This is a genomic window from Sphingomonas sp. PL20, from assembly GCF_017875905.1.
GTDB classification, from domain to species: Bacteria; Pseudomonadota; Alphaproteobacteria; order Sphingomonadales; family Sphingomonadaceae; genus Sphingomonas; species Sphingomonas echinoides.
Map to the genome: position 1 here is coordinate 1,208,303 of NZ_JAGINH010000002.1, position 25,681 is coordinate 1,233,983.

The window sequence follows — 25,681 nt, forward strand, 5'->3', positions numbered from 1 at the left end:
TCATCCATGGAGGGGGCGATGGCGCTGTTTAGCATGAGGGTCCAACAGATTAAGCGGTCGGCGGGGCAATCGCCGGTCGCGGCTGCCGCCTATCGGGCAGGTGAACGTCTGCACGATGAGCGGCAGGGCATCACCCACGACTACACCCGCAAGACGGGGATCGTACACAAGGAGATCATGGTGCCGGACAATGCCCCGGCCTGGGCGCGCAAGCTCGACCGGGAATCCCTGTGGAACATGGTCGATAAGCGCGAGCGCCGGAAGGATGCGCAGACGGCGAGGGAAATTCGCATAATGCTGCCGCGAGAAATTGCACCGGACGCACGGGTCGCGCTGGTGCGGGACTTCGTGAGGCGCAACTTCGTGGATCTCGGCATGATTGCGGATGTCGCGATCCACTGCCCGAAGGCAGCGGACGGCCAGGACCAGCCCCACGCGCACGTTTTACTCACGATGCGCGAGATTTTGGACTCCGGGTTTGGCGACAAGTCGCGGCACGATTGGGTGCCGGATCCGATGGGGCGCACCCACTCGGATGGCAGGCCGGTGATGGTCGAGTCCAATGCTCAAAGCTGGAACTCGGCAGCCTATTACGAGCGTTGCCGCGAGGATTGGGAAAACACCGCGAATGCCGCGCTTGAACGCGCCGGGTCGGCGGAACGCATCGACCGGCGCTCCTACCTAGAGCGCGGCCTGTCGAAATTGCCCGAACCGTTCCTCGGTGTGGCAATGCACCTCAAGACGCTCCATGGCGTGATGCAGGAACGGTTCGGGCAATTTCAGGTCGCGCGGCATTACCGCGTGGTCGAGGCGCGCGCCAAGGCGGCCTTCGACCGGCTCGCGGCGTCCCCGACCCGCGTCGGGGAGGCGGCGAGCATGGCGAAGCGCTTCCATGCATGGTTCGAGCGCATGGCCGACAGGCTCAGCGATCCGCCCGACCTGTCGCGCACCCCGCCACGCCGCCCGCCGGACCTTTCACCAACGATGGACCGCTGACATGAGCGAACCGCACAAGCCTTGGGAACCCGATCCCGCCAAGCTGGGCAACTGGCAGTCGATGTTCGAGCCGCGCCGCAACGGGACGACTCCTCCGCCCGAACAACCCACTGTAACGGCGGCGGCGATGTCTGACGATGTAGACGTGCCCCGCATCGATCCGTGCGAATACCGGCCGTGGATTCTCCTGCGTGGGCAATTGCGCAGTACCATGATGCTCGGCCTGCGCTGGTTTGACGCGAAGGCGGGGCTTTGGCACGGCACCGCCATCCCGTATTTCAGCCTCAACGCCATCGACACGATCGGCGAGCGGATGGTTTCTCTCGACTTCGGCGCTCGCCAATTCGTCATTGAGGGTAGCGGTCTCGATGAATTGGCGCGCCGCCTCCAGCAGGGCGATGTGGCGAAGATCGTAGAGTACGCGGCAGCGGTATGGCCGCACCGTCCCGCAGGGCCGATGGTGACCTCGATACGGCCGGTAAAGGCGGGTCAATAGGAGCGACGATTACGAACGATGCAAAGATAGCAATTCACATTTCCATGAGCCTGAGATAATATTGTCCAAATATTTCAGGTCAAATGAACTCGATCTCAAGACAATCTGCGTTTTCACTTATCGAACTCTCCATCGTGCTCGTTATCCTTGGGCTGCTGGTTGGCGGGGTGTTGTCGGGCCAATCGCTGATTCACGCGAGCCAACTGCGCAAGGTGAGCGCCGATATCAATACCTACAAAGCTGCTATCTACAGTTTCCGCGATAAATATTTTGCGCTACCCGGCGACATGACGAACGCCACTGCCTTCTGGGGGTTGGCCGGTGGTACGGGCGCGGCCGATGGCACCGATACCACCTGCTACAGCACCGCTGGCACCGGCACGGCCACCTGCAACGGCAATGGTGATGGGTTTATAAGTGGCACAGGTAATGGCAGTGGTGAGCCCCCACGCGCCTGGCAACATCTCGCGAATGCCGGGCTAGTTGCCGGTTCTTATGCAGGTAACTACGCCGGTGGCGGCGCAAACCCCAGCGGCTATGTACCTGCGCTATCGCTATCCAATGGCTATATATGGCTAGCCGCCTTCATGGCGAGCTGTGGACCAGGAGCGCAATTTTTCAATGCATGCTACGCCACGAGCGGTTCCAACTATTTATTTGTTGGATCCTATCCCACTTTTGGCAGCGGCACTGCTGTAACGCCTGGCCTGCTTCTATCGACGGAGGATGCTTGGAATATCGACACGAAGATGGATGACGGCCTACCGCAGACAGGTGTCGTTACTTCTACCGGACGTATAATCACTGGACCAGCCCAATACTCGAAGTTCTGCACGGTAGGCACAACATCGACGGACAATATGTACCAGCTGGACAGTTCCATATCCAGCGGCCCCCAATGCGCGCTGGCGTTCCGCGTCAATTAATTCTGCGTACTTTTCGCCGGTATTAGATAAAAGGGGATGAAATATATCTTATGATAAGGAGAATACGAGTTTATATTTATCCCGCCAAGCCCGGATTCAGCTTGATCGAATTAAGTATAGTGCTCGTCATTCTGGGTTTGCTTACGGGCGGAATTTTGGCTGGCCAGTCGCTCATCCGCGCGGCGGAATTGCGCAGCGTCGGCGAAGAGTATCAAAAAAACCGTACTGCTGTGGCTACGTTCAGGGACAAATATTTTGCCATTCCCGGCGATATGACCAATGCCACCAGCTTCTGGGGGCTAGCGGGCGGCACTGCTGCACCCAGCGATGCGGCCTGTGGCGTCATTGTTTCTACCGATCAAAAAACCTGCAATGGGGATGGCAGTGGGAAGATTGATGCAGCGTATGAAGCGGTGCGCTTTTGGCAGCAATTGGCGAATGCTGGCCTGATCGAGGGGCAATATACCGGCGCGTGGGGCACAACTGCACCCACTCTGATTCAGCCGGGGGTCAATATGCCCCGTGCGAAAGTGGATAGCGCCGCTTTCTGGCAACCGCAATATGAAGGTCCGGCTTCGGGAAACCCAGGCCGATTTGATAACCGGGGCTATGGTAACGTCCTTTTTATTACCGACTGGAGAAGCACATGGACGGCGAATTTTACTCCCGCCGAAGCATGGAACATTGACAAAAAATTCGATGATGGCGTGCCCTACAGCGGCATCGTCGTGAGCGGCTGGGGTACGGATGAAAGTACGGTAGCCTGCACCACCGCGACCAGTTCGGCTGACTTTACCGCAACCTACAATTTTTCCGCCTCCGGCAAAGATTGCTGGCTAGGTTTCATAAAGGCTTTTTAGGCGATAGAGTTTTGAGCATCGCTCTGTGATGCGTCTCCTCCGGGACCATCGCGAAAGTGCATGCGGGCGAGGCTCAGGAAGTGTGGCGATGGGCGCAGGCTGTTCACCACCGACCTCACCACATTCTCTTCGTCAGCGCCTGTCTAGCCGACACGTGTGACGGGCCTCATCGAGAGGGCCATCCGCAGGCCAAGTCCCGAATAGGTGCTTGCGGCGCATCACCGGCCTTTACCACATTCGGCCGGCGAACTCGCGTTCCTCCCAACCCACGGCATCAAGATAGATCGCCGTGGTGCTACCTGAGGCATGGCCCATCCACTTGGTGATGAGGTTCGGCGGAATGCGGCTAGTGGCAGCATGGATGCCGAATCCGTGGCGCAGCCCGCGACAGCAGGCCATTGGCCCTTGGATGTTGGCTGCAACCATGGCTTGCCGGATATGCCGGAAGGCAGTCGATCTATGGATCGTCCAAAGGCGACCGTCGGCGGACGGCTTGAGGGCGAGCAACATCTCAATCAGGTGGTCGGGAACGGGAACCGCTCGATAGATAGTGCGCCGCCGTTTGAGCGTGCGAAAAATGAGCCGGTATTGCCCAGCGTCAATTTGGTGTGCGCCCAGTTCAAGGGCTTCGCTGATCCGGCAGCCACTAAAGGCGAGGACATATCCAAGCGCACGCAGCGGCGGCGGGTAGTGATCCACAACCGCCAGAAAACGGCAGCGTTCGGCAGAGGAGACATATTTCCTGTGCCCCTTGTCGTTCAGAATCTGCCAACTGCTTGTCGGAGTAAAACGCACGCGACCCTCCTGCAACAAAATCGGCAATAGGGTTGCGCGGATAAATTTTCGATCATGGACAGCGGCTGCCGCTTGCGGGCTGTTTTCTGTCCGGCCGCTTCTAGGTGACTGCATGTGATAGCTGCCCCTCGCTCATGGACGAACCGAACATCTCCGGGCATTCAATAGCGAGATAATCAGCGAGCCGTATGTCAATCAGCTCTCACAACGCAGTGGTCCCGGGGTGCCCTGACCAACCGTTCGCTGACCGGTTGCCACCAGCCAATCGGATCTTAGATGGCAGCCAAAGACGAAAGCCTGTCTTCTAACGCGCCAATTGCCCGACATCGCGCGAGAGTCAGGAAAGCTTGCCTATGTCGATGTTAGGTTGACCGGTTCGGCTTATATAAGCGCCGAAGCGCTGGACCAGGTTTGGAAGAAAAGGCGTCGCGACCGACGCCTTCCGTTGACCCAAAATCGGCACAATCTCCGGCATTGGAATAGTCCTTACATCGGTGAACGTGACGAGCATCGGCGTGTCGGACCCGGGGAGCGGAGGCAGGAAATGCCGTGAGACGGGCAGGTTCTGATTCACAAAATCTCTCAGGAACGTGCTCGGCTCCTTCTTGGCGCTCTTGCTCGTTGCAGCCCTGAATGCTGCGACTTGCTCTTTCCATTTGTCGATCCCCGGCACGCATCGCGCCAACAGTACCGATTTCACCTTCCCGGTTGCCATGTCGCATTGCGGAGTGAGGACGATCCAAAGTTCGCCGTCGATCTCGAAAATGTCACCAGTATGCGCACGATCCGCAAGAAGCGGAGGTGTCACGTAATTTTCGAATGGATGCCAGCTCTCCGCATCAGGCGCGTCGATCCCGAGTAAATCTGCCAAGTGGGTAACATATTGCCGCGTAACCACACCAGCCAGAGCTTTCGGGTCGCTCCGTTCCATCGCCTCCAGTTTGTCCCACCGGGGCCATATACGTTCGACGAAAATCTCACCTCCGGCCCTTTCCATCCTCGCGCGCGCGGCGCTGAGAACGTCCATCATTTCCCAATATTCTGCGAACCACTCTATCGCTTGAGCATAGGCATCCTTCGTACCGTCCCCCCGGTCGATCGTGCCCTTGTTGAATTGCTTGACGAGCGTCTGCTGCGTCAGCTCTGTCGAAACGACTGACAAGTCGGCACTCATCAGGCCAACGGGAATCCCGAGCTCGTTGAGCGCCTTCAACGCGAGATCACTTCCAGCGGGTTCCGTCTTTCTGCCCGCAGTCCCTGCAGGCAGTCGCAAATCAAACAAGGCGCAATCAAACCGCTGCTCACGAAGCGCTGCGTCAGCGCTGGAAACATCCGTGCACAGATGCCATTCGAACTTTCTTTTTTTCTTTCCCTGTTCGGCGTTCCAGTCGCCAACAGCCGACTCAAACCGGTCGAGTTGTGGCTTCTCGTCCTCCACAAAGAGGATTCGCTTGATGTTCATGCCCTAACCCCCTCCAGTGGAAACCGGATCACGAACCGCGTGCCGCCCTCAAATTCTGGATCAAGTTCTAGGCTAGCACCGGAGCGCGCCAGCGCCTCTCGCGCGATATTGAGGCCCAATCCGGTGCCCCCAGTTCTCAGGGAAAAGCCTACATCAAAAACGGAATTCATGAATTCCTTTCGTATGCCCGGGCCATTGTCTTCGACGATGATAATTGCCTCGCCGGGCTTCCCACGTACCTTGAGCACGATTCGCGGATTCTTGATCCGGGCATCCCGCAGCCAGTGAATCCCGTTTTTTATCAGATTAACCATGGCAGTGCTGAGATCGCCCGCATGACCGAAGATGTTCATCACCTTGTCAGGGTTCTCGATCTCAATAGATATATCGCTTTGCTCGAAAAGCGCCTTTGCGCCGCGCAGTGCATTGACCACATTGAAAGAGGCTGCCTCGCTCCGCCTTCCCGCTGTTAGCGGTTGTAGGTTATTAAAGAGATCCACCAGCTTAACGCCTTCTTCCGCAAGGTGCGGCAGCTTTGTTTCAAATTCCTGCTTTGCGCGATCAACCAGCGGTCCACGAATACCAAGAAGATCTGGATAGAATCGTCTTAAGCGATTTACTGTTGTCGCGATGTAAGCGGCAGGTTGCATACCCTCGTGAACGACCTCTGATATGATCGCTCCAAGTGAAGATGCAGCCTCAAGCTTCCGTTGCCTATCCTCGAGGTCAGCTATCCTGTCTGAAATCAAATGAGCCTGACGGTCAATTGCGGCTTCCGCTTTCTGCCGCTCTTCAGGCGCAAGTGACGCGGTGAAGGAGCGGACGCTGCTCAGATCAGTGACCTTGCGAATTTGCTCAAAGGTAGTACTTCGCCCCCGTGAAAGCCCCGCCTTCTCCCGAAACTGATAACGCCGGGGTTCAACTTCGCGGCGAAGCAGTTGCTCGACGAGGCGGGTAAGACGACGAAAAGCTCCGTTTGATTCGAAACCTTCACGGCTGCTGCGCTCTTCTAGGTGCGATATTTCGGGGCCAGCGACGGCAACGTAACCGGCTACCTGATTGTGGCCAATACGCATGGATGGATCATTGACTCGTTCTTTATCGAGGGTGAGCCAGTCGTTATCGGCGTCGCCATAAGGTCGGACGCGAAATCCTTCCCGGTAGATCGCTATGCCGGTGACGCTATCGAGAATCTGACGTGCTTTCGCGGCCGTCATATCGCCAAGGCCTGCGCTTCGAAGATTGCTGCGGATAGCATCAGCTTCTCGGTCGAACAGAAATAGTCGAACGCCGACGGGACCACAGGGATCTTCCTCGTTATGAATGGGCACCTTGAACGAAAATGATTCCGGTGCTGATCCGGCTCGCCGATTTTCGAAGGTTCCTGTGAATTTCCCAGCCTGATCAAATGAGCCGACTACTTCGTAGTCGCAGCTCGTCATCAGGGGAACAGGAAGCACCTGATATCGATGGAGCGGATCGGTGTCGTCGGAATCTTCTTGGGGTCGACCGATGATCGACGCCCCGTCGAAACCTGCGGTTACCTGCGTGCATTCGGACAAATCAAGGAATATCTCGAAACTATCGTCAACACTCTTGTCTTGGAGAGGCGAAACCAGCTTTCGCAGCTCAAGCAGTAACCGCACCATCTTGGCTTCCGACCAGTCCTCGCTGAGTTCTGTAATCTCAAGCTCGGTGCCGGTTGGTTGATCGGCGCACTGCGTAAAATAGTCGATTGCGATATCGGCGAGGTAGGTGTCCCCGTTGAAAATGCTCCAGTCAATTTCCGGTATCAGGACTTCCTGCCGCTCGCCTTGACGCTCGGTGATCGAGTTCAGCCCCAGACGCCCGCCGAGCTTGGCGGCAGCAAACCGACCAATTCCCTTCGATCCCATCATGACTCGCTTCAATTCGGGAGATCGCCGCGTGGTCAACTTGGAGCTGGTCGCGGGTTCCATCCACTTTTCCTGAATATCTGCCAGCGTCATCCCATGACCGTCATCGCTGACGGTTATCCGTCCCGCGCCACGAACGAGGGGAGGATAGAACTTCACAACGACGCGATGTGCGTCAGCGTCATAGGCATTCTTCACAAGCTCAATAACCGCGGCTTCCGGGCCGCTGATGAGCTGGTCGCCAATCGTTCTGATAATCCGCGCTTTCGGCCTGAACCGAAGCTTGTCCGGACTTGCATCCGCCATCGCCAGTCCCCCTTTGCGCTAACTGTAGCGACTGCTGGTGCCAATGCATCAATCAGAATCTCACTTTGGACACCTTCTCATGCCTTTCGTTCCCGGACCAACCCGGTTTCAAAGGACGGCTCGTCCGAATCAAACCACTTGTCCAGTGCATTGATTGTCCCGCGCGCGCCGCCGCCACGAAGCGAGCATTCCCATACAATGCCTACTCGCCAATCCATGGCGCTGAGCGCAGCGACCTGATCCCTATCTCTCTCGACGTTGCGTGCGAACTTTGCGCCCCAAAATTCTGAGTTGGAGCCTGGTGTCGAGCACCAGTGACATCCCTCATGCCGATGCCAGAAGCAGCCATGTACGAATATGGCGATCCTTCGCCGGGGGAATACCAGATCGGGCTTGCCCGGCAGATCATGCGGATGCAGGCGGTAGCGGTGACCCGCAGCGTGCAGGAGTCGCCGCAGTTGAAGTTCGGGCTTGGTGTCAGCCACACGAATTCCAGCCATCATGCGCGAGCGAACGGGAGGCGCAACTACGTCCACCATACTAGCTGCCTGTCCCTTTCAGATTGATGTGATATTCAGAGCCTTTCACGCTCGTGATTCCCAAAGGTCTGATTCTTGCCAAGATACGCCGTTGTCGACATTTTTGCAGGCCCAGGAGGGCTCGCTGAAGGTTTCTCGAGCGTACTCAGCAAGGACGGGAATCGTGCATTCTCGATCGCATTGTCCGTTGAGAAGGACAAGGCCGCGCATTCGACGCTTCAATTGCGAAGCTTTCTGCGCCAGTTCGGTGATGCATTCCCACAGGCATACTACGATTTTCTGAATGGCGCTGCTGAGGAGCCGGATTGGAAGGCCTGCTATCCGGCAGAGTGGGCCGCCGCGGAAGCGGAAGCATGGCAGCTGGAGCTGGGTGCAAAAGGGGTAAGCAGGAAGCTTAACCGCCGCCTAGATCAAATTCATCGAGATAACGGTGGAAACGTGATCTTGATCGGTGGCCCACCGTGCCAAGCGTACTCATTGGCGGGACGCGTGCGTAATCAGGGGAAAGACAACTACGAGCCGCAAAAAGACAAGCGTCATTTTTTATATCGGGAATACATCAGGATTTTGGATCACCTGCGTCCAGCGGCATTCGTCATGGAGAACGTGAAGGGGATTCTTTCTTCATCGGTGGATGGACAAAGCAAAATATTTGACAGGGTTCTTGACGATCTGCGCGCGGATCGTCGCGGCGGCGTCCGTTATGAACTTTTCGCACTAGCTCCGCGTACCCGCCGTCAGCCGGAAGTGGGTAGGATCAAACCCCGGGCTGCTGATTTCGTCGTACGAGCGGAAGATTTCGGCGTACCGCAAGCGCGACACCGCGTCATTATTGTGGGGATACGGTCTGACATCGCGACCGCCCTGCCTGATGCGTCATTTGCCAATCTCCTTGAACGTCGCCGATCAAGTGCGACGGTTTCAAATGTGCTTGAAGGCTTGCCAAAGCTGCGCAGCGGCCTGAGCAGAACGCAGGATGGCCCCGAAGAATGGAAGCAGGCCGTCGTCGCGGCGATGGACCGCGTTTGTGTTCTGGATTCAGGACTTCCGGACGAACAGCAGATAGCATTTACCCAAGCTGCGTCACATCACCGAGCCGAATTCGGCAGGTTGGACTCCATGCCGCCCAGAATGGGGCGAGGCTCCGGCATCGCCAGTTCATGCCCCGAGGACCTTCGTAACTGGCTCGTCGATCCGTTGCTAAAGCAGGTACCCAATCACTTTGCACGTACGCACATGGAGAGCGATCTTTCGCGCTACTTTTACGCAGCGGCGTTTGCCGGGGTCGCAGGCCGTTCGCCAAAGGCATCCGACTTTCCACGTGAGCTCGCGCCCCAACACCACAACTGGACCACCGGTGATTTCGCGGACCGTTTTCGCGTCCAGCTACCCGATTCAGCCTCGACCACCATCACAAGCCATATCTCAAAGGACGGACATTATTTCATTCATCCAGACCCGCTGCAGTGTCGGAGTCTTTCGGTCCGGGAGGCCGCGCGCCTTCAAACGTTCCCGGACAATTATCTCTTCAAGGGCAATCGGACTCAGCAATACGTACAGGTAGGAAATGCAGTGCCGCCTCTCTTGGCAAAGTGGATTGGTGAAGCGCTTTGGTCGATCCTAAGCGGTGAACGCATCGTGGAAGACGCACCTGCGCAGAGCGCCGAAGCCCTTTCGGACGTGGCCTGAGGGCAATCTGGTGGTTGTGGCTTGGCTGGTCGAGCAGAATTGAGCCCAAACGGATACCGTAGGCTGAATGTCCGAGGTTATGGCGCAAACCTGGCGTCGCGCTCGTCGAATTAAGCTACTGAATTTAAACACTTCACCCTGCAACAAAATTGCCGATTTTGTTGCAGGGTGGCATTTTCTCCCGGATCAACGGGAGCGAAAGCATGGCCCACGTATACGATGTCCAAACCAACAATGGCGGATTTGATGTCACGGTAGCTCAGCATCACGAGCACATGACGAAAGCCGATTTCGAGCGGGCACTTACGCAGGCGATTTTGACACTTGGCCCGAGTGTGGCCTCTGGGCTGATCCTGCACCGCTACACCTACAAGGGGCCGAAGTGATGCGGCTCACGCTCGCGACGATCATGAGCATGGTCATCGCCAACAACTCCTTCGCCCAGGCCGCGCAACCCGATTACGGTAAGGCTTATCACTACGCGCTGCGCTGCTTCGTTGTGACGAGCGTTCGAACCGATCCGACTAGCGCTAAAACAGCTTACGATGCCGCGATAAAGCTGGCGCATCTGCAAGATTTATCCAACGAGCAGGTCCAAGACGATTTCGACCATGCGATAGCCGTAGAGGCCATCAATATTAATAGAAGCCCGCAGTATAAGCAGCAGTTAGTCGAAGAGTGCAAAAAGATCGGGTTGGCAAACTGATTAGCTCCGTGCGGGCGCGGTAGTTTCGCGGTTGATGCGCGGCGTTCCGGCGGTGCCGGGACTGGAAGTGTTTTCGGCTAGTGTCGTCACGCCTGCCGATTTGAGAATGGCACTGACGTCCGCAAGTTCGCTATCCGGCACCGGCGGTGGCGTAATATTCGGTTGGGTGGCCTTGACCTTCGGTTGCTCAATGTTCGCTCCGGTATCGCGTACTGCCTCTTGGCTCCGGCGCATTATATCTGCAAAATCGGGGCTGGCATCCGCGCCATGGTCACGAGCGTCATTCAACTGCCGGTTAAAGATGAGCGCGGCGTTGTGATCGCCCTCAGGTGTTCCCTTCGCCAGTTCTCGCCTGATGGCTTCCTGATTTTCCAGCTCACGTTTCCGATAGGCTTTCTCGTCCTCTTCGGATTGGAATTTGAGGTAGGGGTCAAGCACCTTGCGATCGTAATAATCATGGCTGAGATCGAGAATGGTTTGGCGTGCTGCGGCGGCAGGCGAATTGGCGGCCAGGCTATCCGCGGCGCTGGTGCGGGCATCGCGCGCGGCAGCGGTGGCGCTATCGGCCAGGTTGGCGACTTCGGCCCGCAGGGCGCTGAGCGCGCCGCCTGTGGCCGTGCCCACTTGTTGCTGCAATCCGGCTAACAGGCCGATCTGGCTGCGCAGCCGGTCGCGAATGGCGGGATCGGCACCGGCCAACTCGGAAAGTGCTGCTTCCAACGCGAACTGACCGGCGACGAGTTGCCCGAGCAATTCGGCCCGCAGCCTAGCCTGCGCATCATCAGCATGCGGATGATGCTGGTCAGAAGATGTCGGGTTGGCCGCTATAGATACCTCGCGCGCGTCAGTGATATATTCTAATAATACACCAAAGATTGCTAAGATTTGGTTAATTTCGATGGCCAAGCGATGGCGGTTATCTGCGTCCACCTCGAATAACCACGACCTCCCGGCACATGGGATGCCTGCCATCCCGGTGGTCGCAGGCAAGGCCTGCCATTGGGCGAACCCGGTCAGGCGGGTTCACCCTCTTGGCATCCAAGAGCCAGAGCCGCTTGCAACGCACGGTGTCCGCACGGCTGCACGCGACACCATTTGCGGTAGCAGGCTTCGTTCTGGCGAAGCTTGCTCCATTCAGCACTGTGGCAAGTGAGACGAACGCTGCCAGCGTCCCGAGAGTTCTCATCAGCGAAGCAAAGACGGTCGATGGCATTGGCTCCTCCTGATCGCCCCCTACGGGATGCACCGGTCTCGGCTTTTGTAGCCGTTCGCTCGCCCCGGAAAAGGCTCCTCGCTTCCTGACGTGCAGCAGCGGCCCGCGATGCGGCGTTCCGGCCCTGTCCGAGGCGTTAGGGCGAACGGCTTCCCGCCTTCCATCCCGCGCAATTCCGTGCGGGGCAAGGGAGGAAGCTATGTCCAACATCATCGTATCACACTGCTATCGGTGTCTCGCGGCAACAATCCGACGCCAAACGCGCTCGGTGAATGCTTATTATCAGGTTCGTCGTTGGCGACGCCAAGTGCTGCGCTCGCTCAGCCGCCGTAGCCGCGAGTGACGGGGCGCAGGCGGCAGAAACGCCTGCCACCCGATGGTCGCGGCGATGGGTCTCATTGCTGGCCTCCATCCTTAAGGTCGCGCGGTGACCTTGCGCATTACGATGTGGCCTTCCATCGAGAGTGCGGAAGCATCGCAGGTGATCGAGAAGCCTTCACCGTCCCGATTTGGCCAGGCCGCGCCGATCTCCGTCCAGTTCGAGGATGTGCCCGTGCCGGTAACATTGTAGATGCGGTGCCTCGGCTTGACGACAGGTTTGAATTGGGTTGCCATGATCTGCTCCTTTATGTGTCCGCCGCCGGACCATCCTGCGGCGCGATGGGAAGCACAGGGGGCGGGCCACCGAGCCACGGGTCACACCCCGCGCCAGCGCCCGAAGGGAGTGGAGCTGCACAAGCGCATCGCGCGCGGAAGCGAGCTGGGTTTACCGGTGGCGGGCCTGCCCCAGACGCGTATCCACTTACATGCCGTGAGGTGGTTGGCGGACGTTCATTGGGAGTCAAATTCTGCCACGCTGAAAGCAAACCCAAACGTGAGCGTGCTCCGATAAAATCACTGGTACGACAATTGACCTTCTGGAGGTTTCGTTCGAAGTGTCTGGCGTTCAACTCGTCGGAGACTCGGCTGATGAAACGACTGTTCACGCTCGCGATGCTTGCCTGCTCAATGACATCGCCAGTTACGGCACGATCACACGGAGGTGGCCGGGTGCATTATTCCGGGATGGTTCACCGGGGTAGCCACGGCGGGACTTATATTGGCGGCCTTGGGTCTAGCCATCGAGGCGGGCATTACAGCAACCCACGTACCGGACGTCATTACGGTTGCCACAGGTGCTAATGATGACTGCCGTGCTGCGACGGTGGTCACCACTGGATTGCGCGCCGCAGTGAAGTGGCGGCTTAGGGGGCTGACGCTTGAGGCCGCTTTTGTTGCAGCCCTTATGTTAGCGGGCCTGGTGGCGGGTATCGCGTCGTATTTTTAAACGTCCGCAGCGGAGCTCTTGTGGATCACATCGAACCCGATGCAGCGCCGGTTGCGGCGTGGGAATTCACGTCGGTAGCGATCATGTTGATTGCGACCTACGGCGACGACGCAGAGGCGCACGCACAGGATCGGCTCGATGAAGCCAGACGCAGCGGCAATGCTGGCGAGCGCGTGACCTGGACCGAGGTTGTCAAACGCCTGCCGGACGTTAGGTTGCGCCACGCGGACAATGGGTAGGAACGAATCGTTGAGAGCGTTTGCACTACTGGCAATTGTCGCGGCTCTTTCGGTACCCGCTTCGGTGGATGCGCGCCGTACCCACCATCATCACCATCATTCCGCCACGAGCGTTGGCTCGGGCGATGATTATTACACGGCCCGCAACGGGCATCGCGTCCATCGACCGATGCATAGTCGGCGCGCGCCATCCGGCGCATCGGCGCGGTGCCGGGACGGTTCATGGAGTTTCAGCCAAAGCCACCGGGGCACCTGCTCGTGGCATGGCGGCGTATCGCAATGGCTTTGAGTGGCGGGAGAATGACGATGACTAAAGGGTGGATGGTCGCAGGGGCGTTGCTGGCGACGGTGTTAGCGGCGAGTTCCGCCAGTGCGCAGTCGGTGCGCCATTACGATTGCAGCAAGGCCGGGAATGCCACCAAAACGGAGTGTAAGGCAGCAGCGGCGACGGCTGCGAAGCCAGCACCCGTGGCAACGCCCGCAAAGACCCGCAATTATGATTGCACGAAAGCGGGCAATGCGAACAAGGCAGTGTGCAAAGGCGTGGCCGTCGCTCCGGCGGCAAAGCCCGCGAACGATAATGCCGTTGCTTCCAAGCCCGCGACGACGCGCAACTACGACTGCACGAAAGCAGGCAATGCAAACAAAGCGGCGTGCAAAGCTGTCGCGACAGCCCCCGCTGCGCAGCCGGTTGCGCCCGCGCCGCGCGCGGCTCCTGCTGCCGCACCTGCGGCACGTTCGGTGTCCGGGCAGAGCACCAATCCGGCGGGGCCCAATGGTGCGACGGCCAAGTGTCGCGACGGTACGTTCAGCTCCTCGGCCCATCGCTCCGGCACCTGCTCACGGCATGGCGGCGTGGCGCAGTGGTTCTGACATTGATTTAATATCGGTGCAGTCGATGGGTGCAAGGCGAAGCCTGTTTTGAGGTTCGCTGCCTTGCACCCGCACCAATTTCTCCATCACGCCTTCGCCTAGATGCAGGAAGTTTCGGCGACGATCGGACGGATCTTCGACGCGATAGACGAGCCCTCGTGTTTCGAGGTGGCTGATGTATCGTAATGCGGTGGTAGGCGCGACATGCGCAGCCACGCAGGCGCTGGATACCGAGATTTCGCGCCCTTGCGCGGTCGCGGCGGCGAGATCGAGCAATATGTCCCAGGCAGGTTCGCGGAACAGATCGCCCTCATCGGAAAAGATCGTGTTGCGGTGGCGGCGGAGCTGGTAATGTTGGTTTGCCCAGTGCGCGATTGAGGTTGGGTTGACGGTCTCGATGCGTGCGCGGAGGGTTTTGACCTCGTGCGCGAGCGCTGCGAGTGCGGTGTGCAGGTCTGACTGCGTGGCATTTGAATCATCCGACATGGGACATTCCTAATGGGGGTTGGTAGACCAACTCGGATCGTTGCCATAGGCGTGTTTGCGCTGCTGGTGGCGCGCAACGCCTGCGGCGAGCAGGATCACGATTGGATAGCTCCAGGCGATCTCCGCGACGGCGTAGCCCCAGGGCATGACGCGCGGCGCGAACAACATTGCGAAGTGACTGACCACCGTGTCGATCTGCAACGCGGCGGCCCATATCGGCCAGTAACGTTGGGCGCGTAGCGCTAGCAGGATCAAGGCAATCGCCGTCAAGAGATCGACGGCGAACACATTGGGTTCGAAACGGGCGAACGTGATTTGGCCAACTTTTGGAACCACGATCGTCGCAATCGTTGCCGAGGCGATAATCAACGCGCCGATGCGCTCGGGCGCTGCTCCTTGGAACGTCGCATAGAGCAGCGTTCCAAGGAGTAGGCCGAGAAACACCATCTGGGTCATCGGCAATGGGCGCACCATCGGATGGAGGCGTGGTCAAGCGGTAATTCCTCAGGCAGCGAGGGTGAGCGAGACGACATTCTCGGCGTGGCCCCTTGGCTGGTCATGTGGCGGGCACTCCAACACGTCCCCGAAGCCGAGAATCTGGTGCTGTTCTGCGGTAGTTTTAAGCGTACCATGGGCTTCCGCCATTTCGCGCATCGCGCCAAAGAGCATGGCCGTCGCGCGGCCAATGCCGTCGATCGCGGGTTGGGCTTCGATCGGATGAAAGCCGCCGCTGATGCGCGCCGTGAGCACTTCCGTGCCAACGGCGAGCAGCCGCAACGTGGCTTCATTCATGGCAAGCTCGGCAGGAGAGAGCGACCGTGCAATCCGCACGGCTGAGCGGGTCTGTTTGGAAGGCATGATGATCCCCTTCGCGGCAACGGGTGCGCCGCGTTTGCAAGCGTTTGACGGATGGCACGGTTAGCGGACGAGACCTTTGGTCATGGTCTGCAAGACATCGAGCGCATTGGTGAAATTGGCGAATGCAACCAGGATCAGCAACGACAGTGCGCCGATCCAAAGTAATCGCTGCAACGGTGCTAGGTCATTGACGCGCCTCCCTTGCCTGAGGAACGGCACCCGAAACTGCGGTTGCGGCTCGTTCCGTTCTGGAAGCATTTGCTCGTCGGAAATGGGCGTGACGGCAACGGGCTGCGGTTGGGATACCAAGGGTTGGTATGGGGTTTCGGTGTCGGCTTCAAACTCGGCCAGCAGCCGCGCCGCCTCATAGCGCGAGGTAACTTCAAGCAATTGAATTGCTTTCTTCAGTCGCGCATCGACCGTGTGATGCGAGATACCGAGGGTGATCGCAATCTGCTTCGACGACCGATCACGCCGAACCAGCCGAAGACAGTCGCGCTCGCGTGGCGTCAACTCGTGAATGCGCTCCGCCCCCATGCCGCGACGCTATGCGTAGCTCGTGCGAATCTCAACCAAAGTGGGTGATTCGCAAGCCATTCCTACGGGCTCAAGGTTTGGAGTGAGGATGGCGCGACCTCCTCAAGAACCCCAGTCAATGAGGGCTGGCGGCATAGGACGACTGGCATGTCGAGAGTCGGGCAGTCGGTGACAAACAACACGGGTGTTGCCCCCGAGGCGTTATTTTCGCGCCTGGGTGATTTTGCGCGTGACGACGAGGGGCATCGCAGGTGATCGATTGTGCCCCGCCGTCGCCGATGTGGCGTCCGCCACAAGCATCGCCGCGCGGCCGCCTGCATTGAAGAATGCGCCTGCTTCTGGCACGGAATGCCATTACGAAAGCTAACGGAGTGCCGCCGCATGGAACAACCCAACACGCTGGTGATACTCACAGCGGAAATTGCCGCAAACTTTGTGGCGAATAATCACGTTGACGCGAGTGAGATCGGCGAAGCGATTGCTGCGATTCACAGCGCGCTTGCCGGGCTGGGTGTCGCTTCTATCGAGCCGCCAGTAATGGAGGCTGCCACGCCTGCGGTGTCTGTCCGCAAGAGCCTTGCGGACCCGGCCAAGATCATCTCGATGATCGACGGCAAGCCCTACAGTGTGCTCAAGCGCCATCTGACGTCGCACGGGCTAACCCCTGCGGAATATCGCACGCGCTATCATCTGCCTGCCGACTATCCGATGACCGCACCCGCTTACTCACAAGCGCGCAAGGCGATGGCGTTGAATCTTGAGCTAGGCCGAAAAAGCACCGCACGGCCCAAGCTCGGCGTAGTGACGCCTCCCAGCGACGTAGCTTCGCCCGTGATGAAAGCGCAGCGCAAGCCGCGCGCCCTCAGCAGTAAAGCCACAGCGGCAAAGGTGTCCCCGGAGTCGAAGGGATAGGAAGACCGGCCTGCTGATCGCTCAAGATTGCCAGCGGCAAAGCGACCAGCCTGCCGGAAGACGCGATCATGGGGGTGCTACGGGCCGGGCGCACCTGTTTCCCAAGCCCGCTTTGGGCCGAATTCACAAACGAGGAGCGCCAGCGGCGCTTTGTGATTTCGGCAACGCCAGCGCCAATGCATCGGCCATCGAACTCGACGGCTGACCCGATGCGCCGCTAGCGTTTGGTACGGGACGGCTTCACGGGCTGCTTCGCCTTGATCGACTGCACGGCTTTTGCCTTCGCTTCCTGCTTGTCGATTTCGGCGTCCATTTCGGTGTGCATGGCATCCCATCCGCCGATGCCCATCAGCACCCTGTCGGCATGCTTGATGGTGTTCACATGGCCATAATGCTGTTCGATCATTTTGACCGAGGTGCCCATTTGCTGGGCCAAAATATAGACATCGACCCCGGCGGAAAGCCGAAACGTCGCATAGGTATGCCGGAAGCAATAGGTGGTGCGTGGGATGCCGCTCGGCCCGTCGCGGAGTTTGGCATATTTCAGCAATTCCTCGACGGTATCGCGGTAAAGCCAGACTGCCGGTTTGCCATTGATGATGGTGAAGACATGGTCATCGGGTTCGGTGGCTTTGGAATGCGCGCGAACGCGGTCAAGATACTCCCCGACACTCTTGGGCGCGATTAGCTGGCGCGTTTTGCCCTTGCCCTGAACGAAGATCACCAGAATGTCGGTGCCATCCTTATCCTTCGCTTTGGTGATGTCCCGCCAGCGTAAATTCTTGGCTTCGGGCGGGCGCATCCCCGTGTTGCACATGACGAGAATGAAATTGTAGCACATCTGGCGATACCAGATGCCCTGCGGGGTGGTCGCCTCCTTCATCCATTTGCGACCCGCGCTGTGCAGATTGCGGTATTCCTCCAGCGTGAACTCGTCGCGTCGATTGGATTTGAGTTTCGGCATCCCCTCAAAGCGGTGGCTGGCTGGAACATAACGCTTGCTCACGGCGTAATTCATGATGGCCGCAAAAATGCTCATTTCGATCCGGATAGTGGAATCGCTGATCTTGCCCTTGCGGCGACCGACGCCGTTCTCGCGCCGCCACAACGGATATTCCGACCAGCGTTCTTGACTGACCAAGTGAATTTGGGTGCTGCCGACATAGGCGTTGAGCGGCCCGTTGACCTTGTTCCTGACATTCATCGCTCGCGCTTGGCTGATCTCGCCAGCCTTCGCGCGCCGCTGCTGTGCGTCTGCGTATTCCTCTGCCACTTGCGAAAAGGGCCGATTGAATACGGGAACGTCGTGCTTCACCCGAAAGCGAATATCGGCATCCTGATCCATTGCACGGTCGCGCGCCGTCTGCCGATCCGACGTGCGCAGTGAAATGGTCTTGTAACGGTCTTCGTTCTGAATTCTCACGCGGCAATAATACTGGTCGTGCTCGACATCGCCGCGACGAAAGATGATGAGGCCAGCCTTTATCTGCTCTTTGTCGGTGATGAATGCCATTTGCCTTGTCCCACTGTGCAGAAACTGTGTAGATTTTCGCACTAAGTCATTGGATTTTCGTGCCTGTGTAGGTTCTGTGTGGGTAATTATAGTAAAAATTGTTGTTTATTTCTAGATATTTATTAGAATACCTTCACCCGCTCCAAGTCCTCTCTGAAATAGGCTCGTGCGCGTCGCCGGACGTTGTTGGACAGGCGTTGTCTTCTCCATCGCCCCTCGCGTTCAATCGCTGCAGGCGCAAGGCCTTACGATTTGAATCGACACGCGCTATCGGGTGCGCAAAGCGAGGATGAGGAGAGGCACATGATAGGCCAGATGGATTTCGCGCTGGGCGAAACCGCGGACATGATCCGCGATACGACTCAGCGCTTCGCAACCGACCGGATCGCGCCGATCGCGGCCAGGGTCGATGCCGAGGATTGGTTCCCGCACAGCCTGTGGCCCGAAATGGGGGCGCTCGGCCTGCACGGCATCACCGTGGCGGAAGCGGATGGCGGGCTTGGCCTGGGCTATCTCGACCATGTCGTGGCGTGTGAGGAGGTCAGCCGGGCCTCGGCCTCGGTCGGCCTCAGCTATGGCGCGCATTCCAATTTGTGCGTCAACCAGATCGCGCGTTGGGCCAATCCGGAGCAGAAGGCGAAATATCTCCCCAAGCTGATTTCGGGCGAGCATGTCGGCAGCCTCGCCATGTCCGAAAGCGGTGCCGGGTCGGACGTCGTCGGCATGAAGCTGAAGGCGGACAAGGTGCAGGGGGGCTATGTCCTTAACGGCACCAAATTCTGGATCACCAATGCGGCGTATGCCGATACGCTGGTGGTCTATGCCAAGACCGGCGAGGGCAGCCGCGGCATCACCACCTTCCTGATCGAGAAGGACATGCCGGGCTTCGCGATCGGCCAGAAGATCGACAAAATGGGGATGCGCGGGTCGCCGACCGCCGAACTCGTCTTCACCGATTGCGAGGTGCCGGAAGAAAACATCATGGGCCCGGTCAATGGCGGGGTTGGTGTGTTGATGAGCGGGCTCGATTATGAGCGCACCGTGCTCGCCGGGATCCAGCTTGGCCTCATGCAGGCGTGCCTCGACGTGGTTGTCCCCTATGTCCGCGAGCGGCAGCAATTCGGCAAGCCGATTGGCGCGTTCCAGCTGATGCAGGGGAAGATCGCCGACATGTACGTCGCGCTCAATTCGGCGCGGGCCTATGTCTATGCCGTGGCGCGCGCGTGCGATGCGGGCAAGACCACGCGCTTCGATGCGGCGGGGGCGATTTTGCTGGCGAGCGAGAATGCCGTGCGCGTGGCGAACGAGGCGGTGCAGGCATTGGGTGGGGCGGGTTATACCAAGGACTGGCCGGTGGAACGCTATTACCGCGACGCCAAGCTGCTCGACATTGGGGCGGGAACCAACGAAATCCGCCGGATGCTCATCGGCCGCGAACTGATCGGGGCGGCGTGATGGGGTGTGTGGTGCGCACAGACGTACACTCCCTCTCCCTTTGGGAGAGGGAAGGGGCCCGCTCGGCGCAGCCGAGGGGGAAGGGTGAGGACGATCGGAACATGGCGTCGGTCACCCTCACCCTTCCGCCGCTTCGCGGCTCCCTCCCTCTCCCGATGGGAGAGGGGCTGTGACCGCGCCTATCCTCACCTCCGCGCTCTCGCCCGAAAGCGAAACCTTCCGCGCCAATGCCGCGCACAACCGCGCGCTGGTCGAGCGGCTGCGCGGCGATGTCGCGCGGGCCGCGCTTGGCGGGAACGAGAAGAGCCGCGAGCGCCACACCGCGCGCGGCAAACTGCTCCCGCGCGACCGGGTCGAGCGGCTGCTCGACCCAGGCTCGCCCTTCCTCGAAATCGGCCAGCTTGCGGCCAATGGCCTCTATGACGATGAAGTCCCCGGTGCAGGCGTCATTGCCGGGATCGGGCGCGTGTCGGGCCGCCAGTGCATGATCGTGTGCAACGATGCGACGGTGAAGGGCGGCACTTACTACCCGCTGACGGTCAAGAAGCATCTGCGCGCGCAGGAGATTGCCGAGGCGAACCATCTGCCGTGCATCTACCTCGTCGACAGCGGCGGCGCGAACTTGCCGCACCAGGCCGAGGTCTTCCCCGACCGCGACCATTTCGGGCGGATCTTCTTCAATCAGGCCAATATGAGCGCCAAGGGCATCCCGCAGATCGCCTGCGTGATGGGGTCCTGCACCGCGGGTGGTGCCTATGTCCCCGCCATGTCCGACGAGACGATCATCGTGCGCGGGCAGGGGACCATTTTCCTCGCGGGCCCGCCGCTGGTCAAGGCCGCGACCGGCGAGGTGATCTCGGCCGAGGAACTGGGCGGCGCGGACACGCACGGTCGCCGTTCGGGCGTGGTCGATCATGTTGCCGAGAATGATGAGCATGCGCTGACGATCGTGCGCGATATCGTCTCGACCCTGGCACTGCCGGTCCAGGCGGGGGTGAACCTCAAGGACCCGCGCCCGCCGCGCTTCGATGCCGAGGAACTGTACGGCATCGTGCCGAGCGACGTCCGCGCGCCTTATGACGTGCACGAAATCATCGCGCGGCTGGTCGATGGCAGCGAGTTTCACGAATTCAAGGCGCTCTACGGCACGTCGCTCGTCTGCGGCTTCGCGCATATCTGGGGCGTGCCCGTGGCGATCCTTGCCAATAACGGCGTGCTGTTCAGCGAGAGCGCGCAGAAGGGCGCGCATTTCATCGAACTCGCCTGCCAACGCCGCATTCCCTTGCTGTTCCTGCAGAACATTTCGGGCTTCATGGTCGGTGGCAAATATGAGGCGGAAGGCATTGCCAAACATGGCGCAAAGCTCGTCACCGCCGTCGCCACCGCGACCGTGCCCAAGATCACCGTGCTGATCGGCGGCAGCTTTGGCGCTGGCAATTACGGCATGTGCGGGCGCGCCTATAGCCCACGCTTCCTATTCTCCTGGCCCAACAGCCGGATCAGCGTGATGGGCGGCGAACAGGCAGCGTCGGTGCTGGCGACGGTCCACCGCGATGCAGACGGCTGGAGCGAGGCGGAGGCCGAGTTTTTCAAGGCACCGATCCGCCAGAAATATGAGGATGAGGGCAACCCCTGGTACGCCACTGCGCGGCTGTGGGACGATGGCATCATCGACCCGGCGCAGACCCGCGACGTGCTCGGCCTCGCCTTCGCCGCCACGCTCAACGCCCCGATCCCCGAGCGCCCCGCGTTCGGCGTGTTCCGCATGTGATGGGGATGAGGCGCCGTCTCGATCCTCCCCGACACGGGGAGGGGGACCATTTGCCTCTTCTGGCAAATGGTGGAGGGGGTTCTCCGCTCGTGTTACGCCGGTGGAGGTCCCCCTCCACCACCCGCCGGAAGTGGCGGGCGGTCCCCCTCCCGTTCCGGGGAGGATTTAAGGAAGCTCTATGCCTTTGATCTTCGCACTCGCCCTCGCCGCGCAAATGTCGCCGATGACGACGCCAGTGCAGCCGCTGCCCAAAGGCACCGGCCTGCCGCCCCCAGCAACCGAGGAAGCGCAAGTGATGGCCCCGGTCACGGCCCTGCTCAACGGCATCGCCGCCCGCGATGCGGTGGCGATCGGCGAGGCGCTGCGACCCGATGCCAGCGCAACGATCGCGACCGAACAAGCGGGCGCTTCGACAATCACGCACAAGACTCGCGCAGAGTTGCTCGCCCGCTTCACGCCGGGGCCCGAGCGTTTTCAGGAACGGCTCGGCGACGCCGCGATCGAAATCGACGGGGACATCGCGATGGTGTGGGGGCCCTATACCTTCCTGATCGACGGTAAGGTGCACCATTGCGGATATGACCATTTCGATCTGGTGCGCGAAAACGGACGCTGGAAAATTCAGAATTTGACGTGGTCGTCGCGCACCACTGGTTGCGAGGGCTAAGGTGATCCAGTCGTTGCTCATCGCCAATCGCGGCGAAATCGCCTGCCGCATCATCCGCACCGCGCGCGCGATGGGCATCCGCACGGTCGCGGTCTATTCCGACGCCGATGCCAAGGCGCTGCATGTCCGCCAGGCCGATGAAGCGGTGCATATCGGCCCCAGCCCGGCGCGCGAAAGCTATCTGGTGGGGGAGAAGATCATCGCCGCCGCCAAGGCGACGGGCGCGGCGGCGATCCATCCCGGCTACGGCTTTCTGTCCGAAAATGCCGAATTTGCGCAGGCCGTGATCGATGCCGGGCTGGTGTGGGTTGGGCCGAAGCCCGACAGCATCCGCGCAATGGGGCTGAAGGATGCCGCCAAGGCGCGCATGATCGCGGCGGGCGTGCCGGTGACGCCGGGCTATCTCGGCGAGGATCAGGCCCCCGAACGACTGGCGGGGGAAGCTGCAGCGATCGGCTATCCGGTCCTCATCAAGGCGGTGGCGGGCGGTGGCGGCAAGGGGATGCGGCGGGTCGATGACCCTGCGGATTTCGCCGATGCGCTGCTGTCGTGCCAGCGCGAGGCGGCGTCGTCCTTCGGCAATGCGCAAGTGCTGATCGAGAAATACATCCTCTCGCCCCGCCATATCGAAGTGCAGGTGTTCGGCGACACGCACGGCAACGTCGTCCATCTGTTCGAGCGCGATTGCTCGCTCCAGCGCCGCCACCAGAAAGTGATCGAGGAAGCCCCCGCGCCCGGCATGGACCCGGACACGCGCGAGGCGATCTGCGCGGCGGCGGTGCGCGCGGCGCGCGCGGTCGATTATGTCGGAGCGGGCACGATCGAGTTCATCGCCGACGCGAGCGAGGGGCTGCGCGCCGATCGCATCTGGTTCATGGAAATGAACACGCGGCTGCAGGTCGAACATCCGGTGACCGAGGAGATTACCGGGGTCGATCTGGTCGAATGGCAATTGCGCGTGGCGAGCGGTGAGCCCTTGCCGAAGCGGCAGGAGGAACTGTCGATCAACGGCTGGGCGATGGAAGCGAGACTGTATGCGGAGAACCCGGCAAAGGGGTTCTTGCCGTCGACTGGGCAACTGACACACTTTTCGTTGCCGATCCGCTCCCGACGAGATCGCTTGCGAGTTGAAACTGGGTTTCAACAAGGCGACGCAGTGACGCCGTTCTATGATCCCATGTTGGCGAAACTGATTGTCCATCGCCCATCTCGGAAAGAAGCGGCGCTATCACTGTCGCATAAATGCGCCGACGTGATTTGCTGGCCTGTTCGCACCAACGCCGAGTTTTTGGTCAATGCGCTCGGCCACCCCGCCTTCGTCGAAGGCGTTATCGATACGGGCCTGATCGCGCGTGAGGCGGATTCACTCGTGCCTAGCGGCGGGCCGAGCGCAGCGGCTTGGGAATGGGCAGCTTCCACAATACTCGCAGACAGCAGGGGCGAACGTATCGGCGATCGCTATGATATTGGTGTATCGCCCTCGCAGGGGCCGTGGCGCGCTATGCTTGGCTTTCGCCTCAATTCTGCTCCCGCCGCTGCGCTGATTCGCCTAACCGATGGGGAGCACATGGCGGAGATTGCCGCACAAGAAGAACCTGTCTGGGCTTCCCGGTGGATCGAACGTGTGGCGGAAGGGTGGCTCGTCAACGACATTGGCAGCTCGTTTGTCATCAATGAAGTGAGATCGGGCACGACGGCAACCGCGTATGCCGCCGACGGCGCGATCCTCTCGCCCATGCCCGGCCGCATCATCGCGGTCGATGTCGCGGCAGGCGACAGCGTCACCAAGGGCCAGAAGCTCGTCACGCTCGAAGCGATGAAAATGGAGCATAGCCTGACCGCGCCGTTCGACGGCACCATTGCCGAAGTGAATGCGGAAATTGGCGGGCAAGTGCAGGAGGGCGTCGTGCTCGTGCGGCTCGACACCGGAGCATGACCGAGGCTTCCACGCCGGGCGCATTGGCCGGCATCAAGGTACTGGATCTGTCGCGCGTGCTCGCCGGGCCGTGGGCGACGCAGATGCTGGGGGATCTGGGGGCGGAGGTGCTCAAGATCGAGCAGCCGGGGCAGGGCGACGACACGCGCCGCTGGGGGCCGCCTGCGCTTGCCGACGATTCGGGCGATTCGGCATATTATCTCTGCGCCAATCGCAACAAGCGTTCGCTCGCGATCGATCTCGCCCAGCCCGAGGGCGCCGATCTGATCCGCCGCCTTGCCGCCGAGAGCGATGTCGTGGTCGAGAATTTTCGCGTCGGCGGGCTGGCCAAATATGGGCTCGATTATGCCGCGCTCTCGGCGATCAACCCGCGCCTGGTCTATTGCTCGATCACCGGTTTCGGCCAGGACGGGCCGTATTGCGACAAAGGCGGCTATGACTTCCTGATCCAGGCGATGGGCGGGCTGATGAGCGTGACCGGTGAAGCCGACGGCCCGCCGATGAAGGTCGGCGTGCCGATCGTCGATCTGTTCACCGGCACCTATGCCACCGTGGCGATCCTCGCCGCTTTGCGCCACCGCGACGCGACGGGGCAGGGGCAGCATGTGGATTGCGCCTTGCTCGACACGCAATTGGCGATGATGTCCAACCAGGCGTCCAACTATCTCAATGGCGGCGCGGTGCCGGTGCGGATGGGCAATGACCATCCCAATATCGTGCCCTATCGCGACTATGCGACCGCCGATGGCGAGATCGTCGTCGCGCTTGGCAATGATCGGCAGTTCCGCGATTTTCTGCGCGTGCTGGGGCTGGAGGGGCTGGGCGACGACCCGCGCTTTGCCAGCGTCGCGCTGCGCAGTGCGAACCGCGCGGCACTGCATGCCGATCTCGCGCCCGCCGTCGCGCGGTGGCGCTCGGACGATCTGATCGCGGCGATGGAGGCGGCTAAGCTTCCCGCCGGCAAGGTCAACGGTTTGCCCGAGATCATCGCCGACGTGCATGTGGCGCACCGCGCCACGGTGCAGCCGATGGCGCGGCAGGATGGCACGCCGCTGAAGGTCGTCGCCTTCCCGGCGAAATTGTCCGCAACGCCCGCGCGCTATGATCGCGCGCCGCCCTGCGCCGGGGCGGATACGCGTGCGGCGCTGGGCGAGGCGCTGGGGCTGTCTGTGGAAGCGCTCGATCGGCTGGCGGCAAGCGGCGTGATCCCGCGCTGAGCCTTTT

The 25,681-nt window shown here is 60.2% G+C and carries 27 protein-coding genes; 16 read left to right on the forward strand and 11 right to left on the reverse strand.

Features of this window, described 5'->3' with window-relative positions; translation table 11 throughout:
- Nucleotides 1–18: 18 nt before the first annotated feature.
- The 4 genes from mobQ (at nt 19) to H4W01_RS05725 (ending at nt 3,278) form a co-directional block, all read left to right on the forward strand.
- A complete protein-coding gene (gene mobQ, locus H4W01_RS05710; protein ID WP_209610246.1) occupies nt 19–996 on the forward strand; it encodes a MobQ family relaxase in 978 nt (325 codons plus the stop codon).
- Nucleotide 997: 1 nt separating this feature from the next.
- Entirely contained in the window at nt 998–1,492 is a 495-nt protein-coding gene (locus H4W01_RS05715; protein WP_209610247.1) for a hypothetical protein, read from the forward strand.
- Nucleotides 1,493–1,575: 83 nt separating this feature from the next.
- Nucleotides 1,576–2,418, forward strand: a complete 843-nt coding sequence (locus H4W01_RS05720) for a type II secretion system protein (RefSeq protein WP_209610248.1) — start codon at nt 1,576–1,578, stop codon at nt 2,416–2,418.
- 50 nt (nt 2,419–2,468) lie between these two features.
- Nucleotides 2,469–3,278: a type II secretion system protein gene (locus tag H4W01_RS05725; RefSeq protein ID WP_334685168.1), complete on the forward strand. Its 810-nt coding sequence runs from the start codon at nt 2,469–2,471 to the stop codon at nt 3,276–3,278.
- A 228-nt stretch (nt 3,279–3,506) separates the two neighbouring features.
- Here the strand turns inward: H4W01_RS05725 and H4W01_RS05730 are convergent, their stop codons facing one another.
- The 4 genes from H4W01_RS05730 to H4W01_RS05745 all read right to left on the reverse strand — a co-directional run bounded on the left by H4W01_RS05730 (nt 3,507) and on the right by H4W01_RS05745 (nt 8,275).
- Nucleotides 3,507–4,073: a tyrosine-type recombinase/integrase gene (locus H4W01_RS05730; RefSeq protein ID WP_209610250.1), complete on the reverse strand. Its 567-nt coding sequence runs from the start codon at nt 4,071–4,073 to the stop codon at nt 3,507–3,509.
- A gap of 337 nt (nt 4,074–4,410) precedes the next feature.
- The gene (locus H4W01_RS05735; RefSeq protein ID WP_209610251.1) at nt 4,411–5,535 is read right to left on the reverse strand and encodes a hypothetical protein; all 1,125 of its coding nucleotides are present in this window, start codon (nt 5,533–5,535) and stop codon (nt 4,411–4,413) included.
- The gene (locus tag H4W01_RS05740) at nt 5,532–7,736 is read right to left on the reverse strand and encodes a sensor histidine kinase (protein ID WP_209610252.1); all 2,205 of its coding nucleotides are present in this window, start codon (nt 7,734–7,736) and stop codon (nt 5,532–5,534) included. The genes H4W01_RS05735 and H4W01_RS05740 overlap by 4 nt, the downstream gene beginning before the upstream one ends.
- A gap of 77 nt (nt 7,737–7,813) precedes the next feature.
- Nucleotides 7,814–8,275 (reverse strand): very short patch repair endonuclease, encoded by a 462-nt coding sequence (locus tag H4W01_RS05745; RefSeq protein WP_209610253.1) that lies wholly within the window; start codon nt 8,273–8,275, stop codon nt 7,814–7,816.
- A gap of 75 nt (nt 8,276–8,350) precedes the next feature.
- Here H4W01_RS05745 and H4W01_RS05750 point away from each other — a divergent pair, with 75 nt between their 5' ends.
- The 3 genes from H4W01_RS05750 (at nt 8,351) to H4W01_RS05760 (ending at nt 10,670) form a co-directional block, all read left to right on the forward strand.
- On the forward strand, nt 8,351–9,964 hold the full coding sequence (locus tag H4W01_RS05750; RefSeq protein ID WP_209610254.1) for a DNA cytosine methyltransferase: 1,614 nt from the start codon (nt 8,351–8,353) through the stop codon (nt 9,962–9,964).
- A gap of 203 nt (nt 9,965–10,167) precedes the next feature.
- A complete protein-coding gene (locus H4W01_RS05755; protein WP_209610255.1) occupies nt 10,168–10,350 on the forward strand; it encodes a hypothetical protein in 183 nt (60 codons plus the stop codon).
- Complete coding sequence (locus H4W01_RS05760) at nt 10,350–10,670, forward strand: hypothetical protein (RefSeq protein WP_209610256.1); 321 nt, start codon at nt 10,350–10,352, stop codon at nt 10,668–10,670. The genes H4W01_RS05755 and H4W01_RS05760 overlap by 1 nt, the downstream gene beginning before the upstream one ends.
- Here the strand turns inward: H4W01_RS05760 and H4W01_RS05765 are convergent, their stop codons facing one another.
- Both H4W01_RS05765 and H4W01_RS05770 read right to left on the reverse strand, forming a co-directional pair.
- On the reverse strand, nt 10,671–11,576 hold the full coding sequence (locus tag H4W01_RS05765; protein WP_209610257.1) for a hypothetical protein: 906 nt from the start codon (nt 11,574–11,576) through the stop codon (nt 10,671–10,673).
- Nucleotides 11,577–12,297: 721 nt separating this feature from the next.
- A complete protein-coding gene (locus tag H4W01_RS05770; protein WP_209610258.1) occupies nt 12,298–12,498 on the reverse strand; it encodes a hypothetical protein in 201 nt (66 codons plus the stop codon).
- Nucleotides 12,499–13,230: 732 nt separating this feature from the next.
- Between H4W01_RS05770 and H4W01_RS05775 the strand changes: the two genes are divergently transcribed.
- Genes H4W01_RS05775 through H4W01_RS05785 form a run of 3 tightly spaced genes read left to right on the forward strand, consistent with a single transcriptional unit; the run spans nt 13,231 to nt 14,322 of the window.
- Nucleotides 13,231–13,449 (forward strand): hypothetical protein, encoded by a 219-nt coding sequence (locus tag H4W01_RS05775; RefSeq protein ID WP_209610259.1) that lies wholly within the window; start codon nt 13,231–13,233, stop codon nt 13,447–13,449.
- Nucleotides 13,442–13,738: a DUF3761 domain-containing protein gene (locus H4W01_RS22980; RefSeq protein WP_209610260.1), complete on the forward strand. Its 297-nt coding sequence runs from the start codon at nt 13,442–13,444 to the stop codon at nt 13,736–13,738. Before H4W01_RS05775 ends, H4W01_RS22980 begins: the two co-directional genes overlap by 8 nt.
- A 17-nt stretch (nt 13,739–13,755) precedes the next feature.
- A complete protein-coding gene (locus H4W01_RS05785) occupies nt 13,756–14,322 on the forward strand; it encodes a DUF3761 domain-containing protein (RefSeq protein ID WP_209610261.1) in 567 nt (188 codons plus the stop codon).
- Here the strand turns inward: H4W01_RS05785 and H4W01_RS05790 are convergent.
- From H4W01_RS05790 to H4W01_RS05805, 4 genes are read right to left on the reverse strand one after another with little or no spacing between them, the layout of a single operon-like run.
- Nucleotides 14,290–14,808, reverse strand: coding sequence for a hypothetical protein (locus H4W01_RS05790; protein ID WP_209610262.1), 519 nt, complete (start codon nt 14,806–14,808; stop codon nt 14,290–14,292). The two genes, H4W01_RS05785 and H4W01_RS05790, sit on opposite strands and share 33 nt — an antisense overlap.
- Nucleotides 14,809–14,817: 9 nt before the next feature.
- Nucleotides 14,818–15,255: a hypothetical protein gene (locus H4W01_RS05795; protein ID WP_209610263.1), complete on the reverse strand. Its 438-nt coding sequence runs from the start codon at nt 15,253–15,255 to the stop codon at nt 14,818–14,820.
- 57 nt (nt 15,256–15,312) lie between these two features.
- A complete protein-coding gene (locus tag H4W01_RS05800; protein ID WP_209610264.1) occupies nt 15,313–15,666 on the reverse strand; it encodes a hypothetical protein in 354 nt (117 codons plus the stop codon).
- Nucleotides 15,667–15,726: 60 nt separating this feature from the next.
- The gene (locus H4W01_RS05805) at nt 15,727–16,203 is read right to left on the reverse strand and encodes a helix-turn-helix domain-containing protein (protein WP_209610265.1); all 477 of its coding nucleotides are present in this window, start codon (nt 16,201–16,203) and stop codon (nt 15,727–15,729) included.
- Nucleotides 16,204–16,584: 381 nt separating this feature from the next.
- On the opposite strand from H4W01_RS05805, the gene H4W01_RS05810 reads away from it, so the two are divergent.
- On the forward strand, nt 16,585–17,115 hold the full coding sequence (locus H4W01_RS05810; protein WP_209610266.1) for a MucR family transcriptional regulator: 531 nt from the start codon (nt 16,585–16,587) through the stop codon (nt 17,113–17,115).
- Nucleotides 17,116–17,332: 217 nt separating this feature from the next.
- Here the strand turns inward: H4W01_RS05810 and H4W01_RS05815 are convergent, their stop codons facing one another.
- Nucleotides 17,333–18,628 (reverse strand): tyrosine-type recombinase/integrase, encoded by a 1,296-nt coding sequence (locus H4W01_RS05815; RefSeq protein WP_209610267.1) that lies wholly within the window; start codon nt 18,626–18,628, stop codon nt 17,333–17,335.
- Nucleotides 18,629–18,931: 303 nt separating this feature from the next.
- On the opposite strand from H4W01_RS05815, the gene H4W01_RS05820 reads away from it, so the two are divergent.
- The 5 genes from H4W01_RS05820 (at nt 18,932) to H4W01_RS05840 (ending at nt 25,674) form a co-directional block, all read left to right on the forward strand.
- Entirely contained in the window at nt 18,932–20,083 is a 1,152-nt protein-coding gene (locus H4W01_RS05820; RefSeq protein ID WP_209610268.1) for an acyl-CoA dehydrogenase family protein, read from the forward strand.
- 169 nt (nt 20,084–20,252) lie between these two features.
- Nucleotides 20,253–21,854, forward strand: coding sequence for a carboxyl transferase domain-containing protein (locus tag H4W01_RS05825; protein ID WP_209610269.1), 1,602 nt, complete (start codon nt 20,253–20,255; stop codon nt 21,852–21,854).
- Nucleotides 21,855–22,032: 178 nt separating this feature from the next.
- Entirely contained in the window at nt 22,033–22,521 is a 489-nt protein-coding gene (locus H4W01_RS05830; protein WP_209610270.1) for a nuclear transport factor 2 family protein, read from the forward strand.
- 1 nt (nt 22,522) lies between these two features.
- Nucleotides 22,523–24,457 (forward strand): acetyl/propionyl/methylcrotonyl-CoA carboxylase subunit alpha, encoded by a 1,935-nt coding sequence (locus H4W01_RS05835; RefSeq protein WP_209610271.1) that lies wholly within the window; start codon nt 22,523–22,525, stop codon nt 24,455–24,457.
- The gene (locus tag H4W01_RS05840; protein WP_209610272.1) at nt 24,454–25,674 is read left to right on the forward strand and encodes a CaiB/BaiF CoA transferase family protein; all 1,221 of its coding nucleotides are present in this window, start codon (nt 24,454–24,456) and stop codon (nt 25,672–25,674) included. Before H4W01_RS05835 ends, H4W01_RS05840 begins: the two co-directional genes overlap by 4 nt.
- Nucleotides 25,675–25,681: the final 7 nt, after the last annotated feature.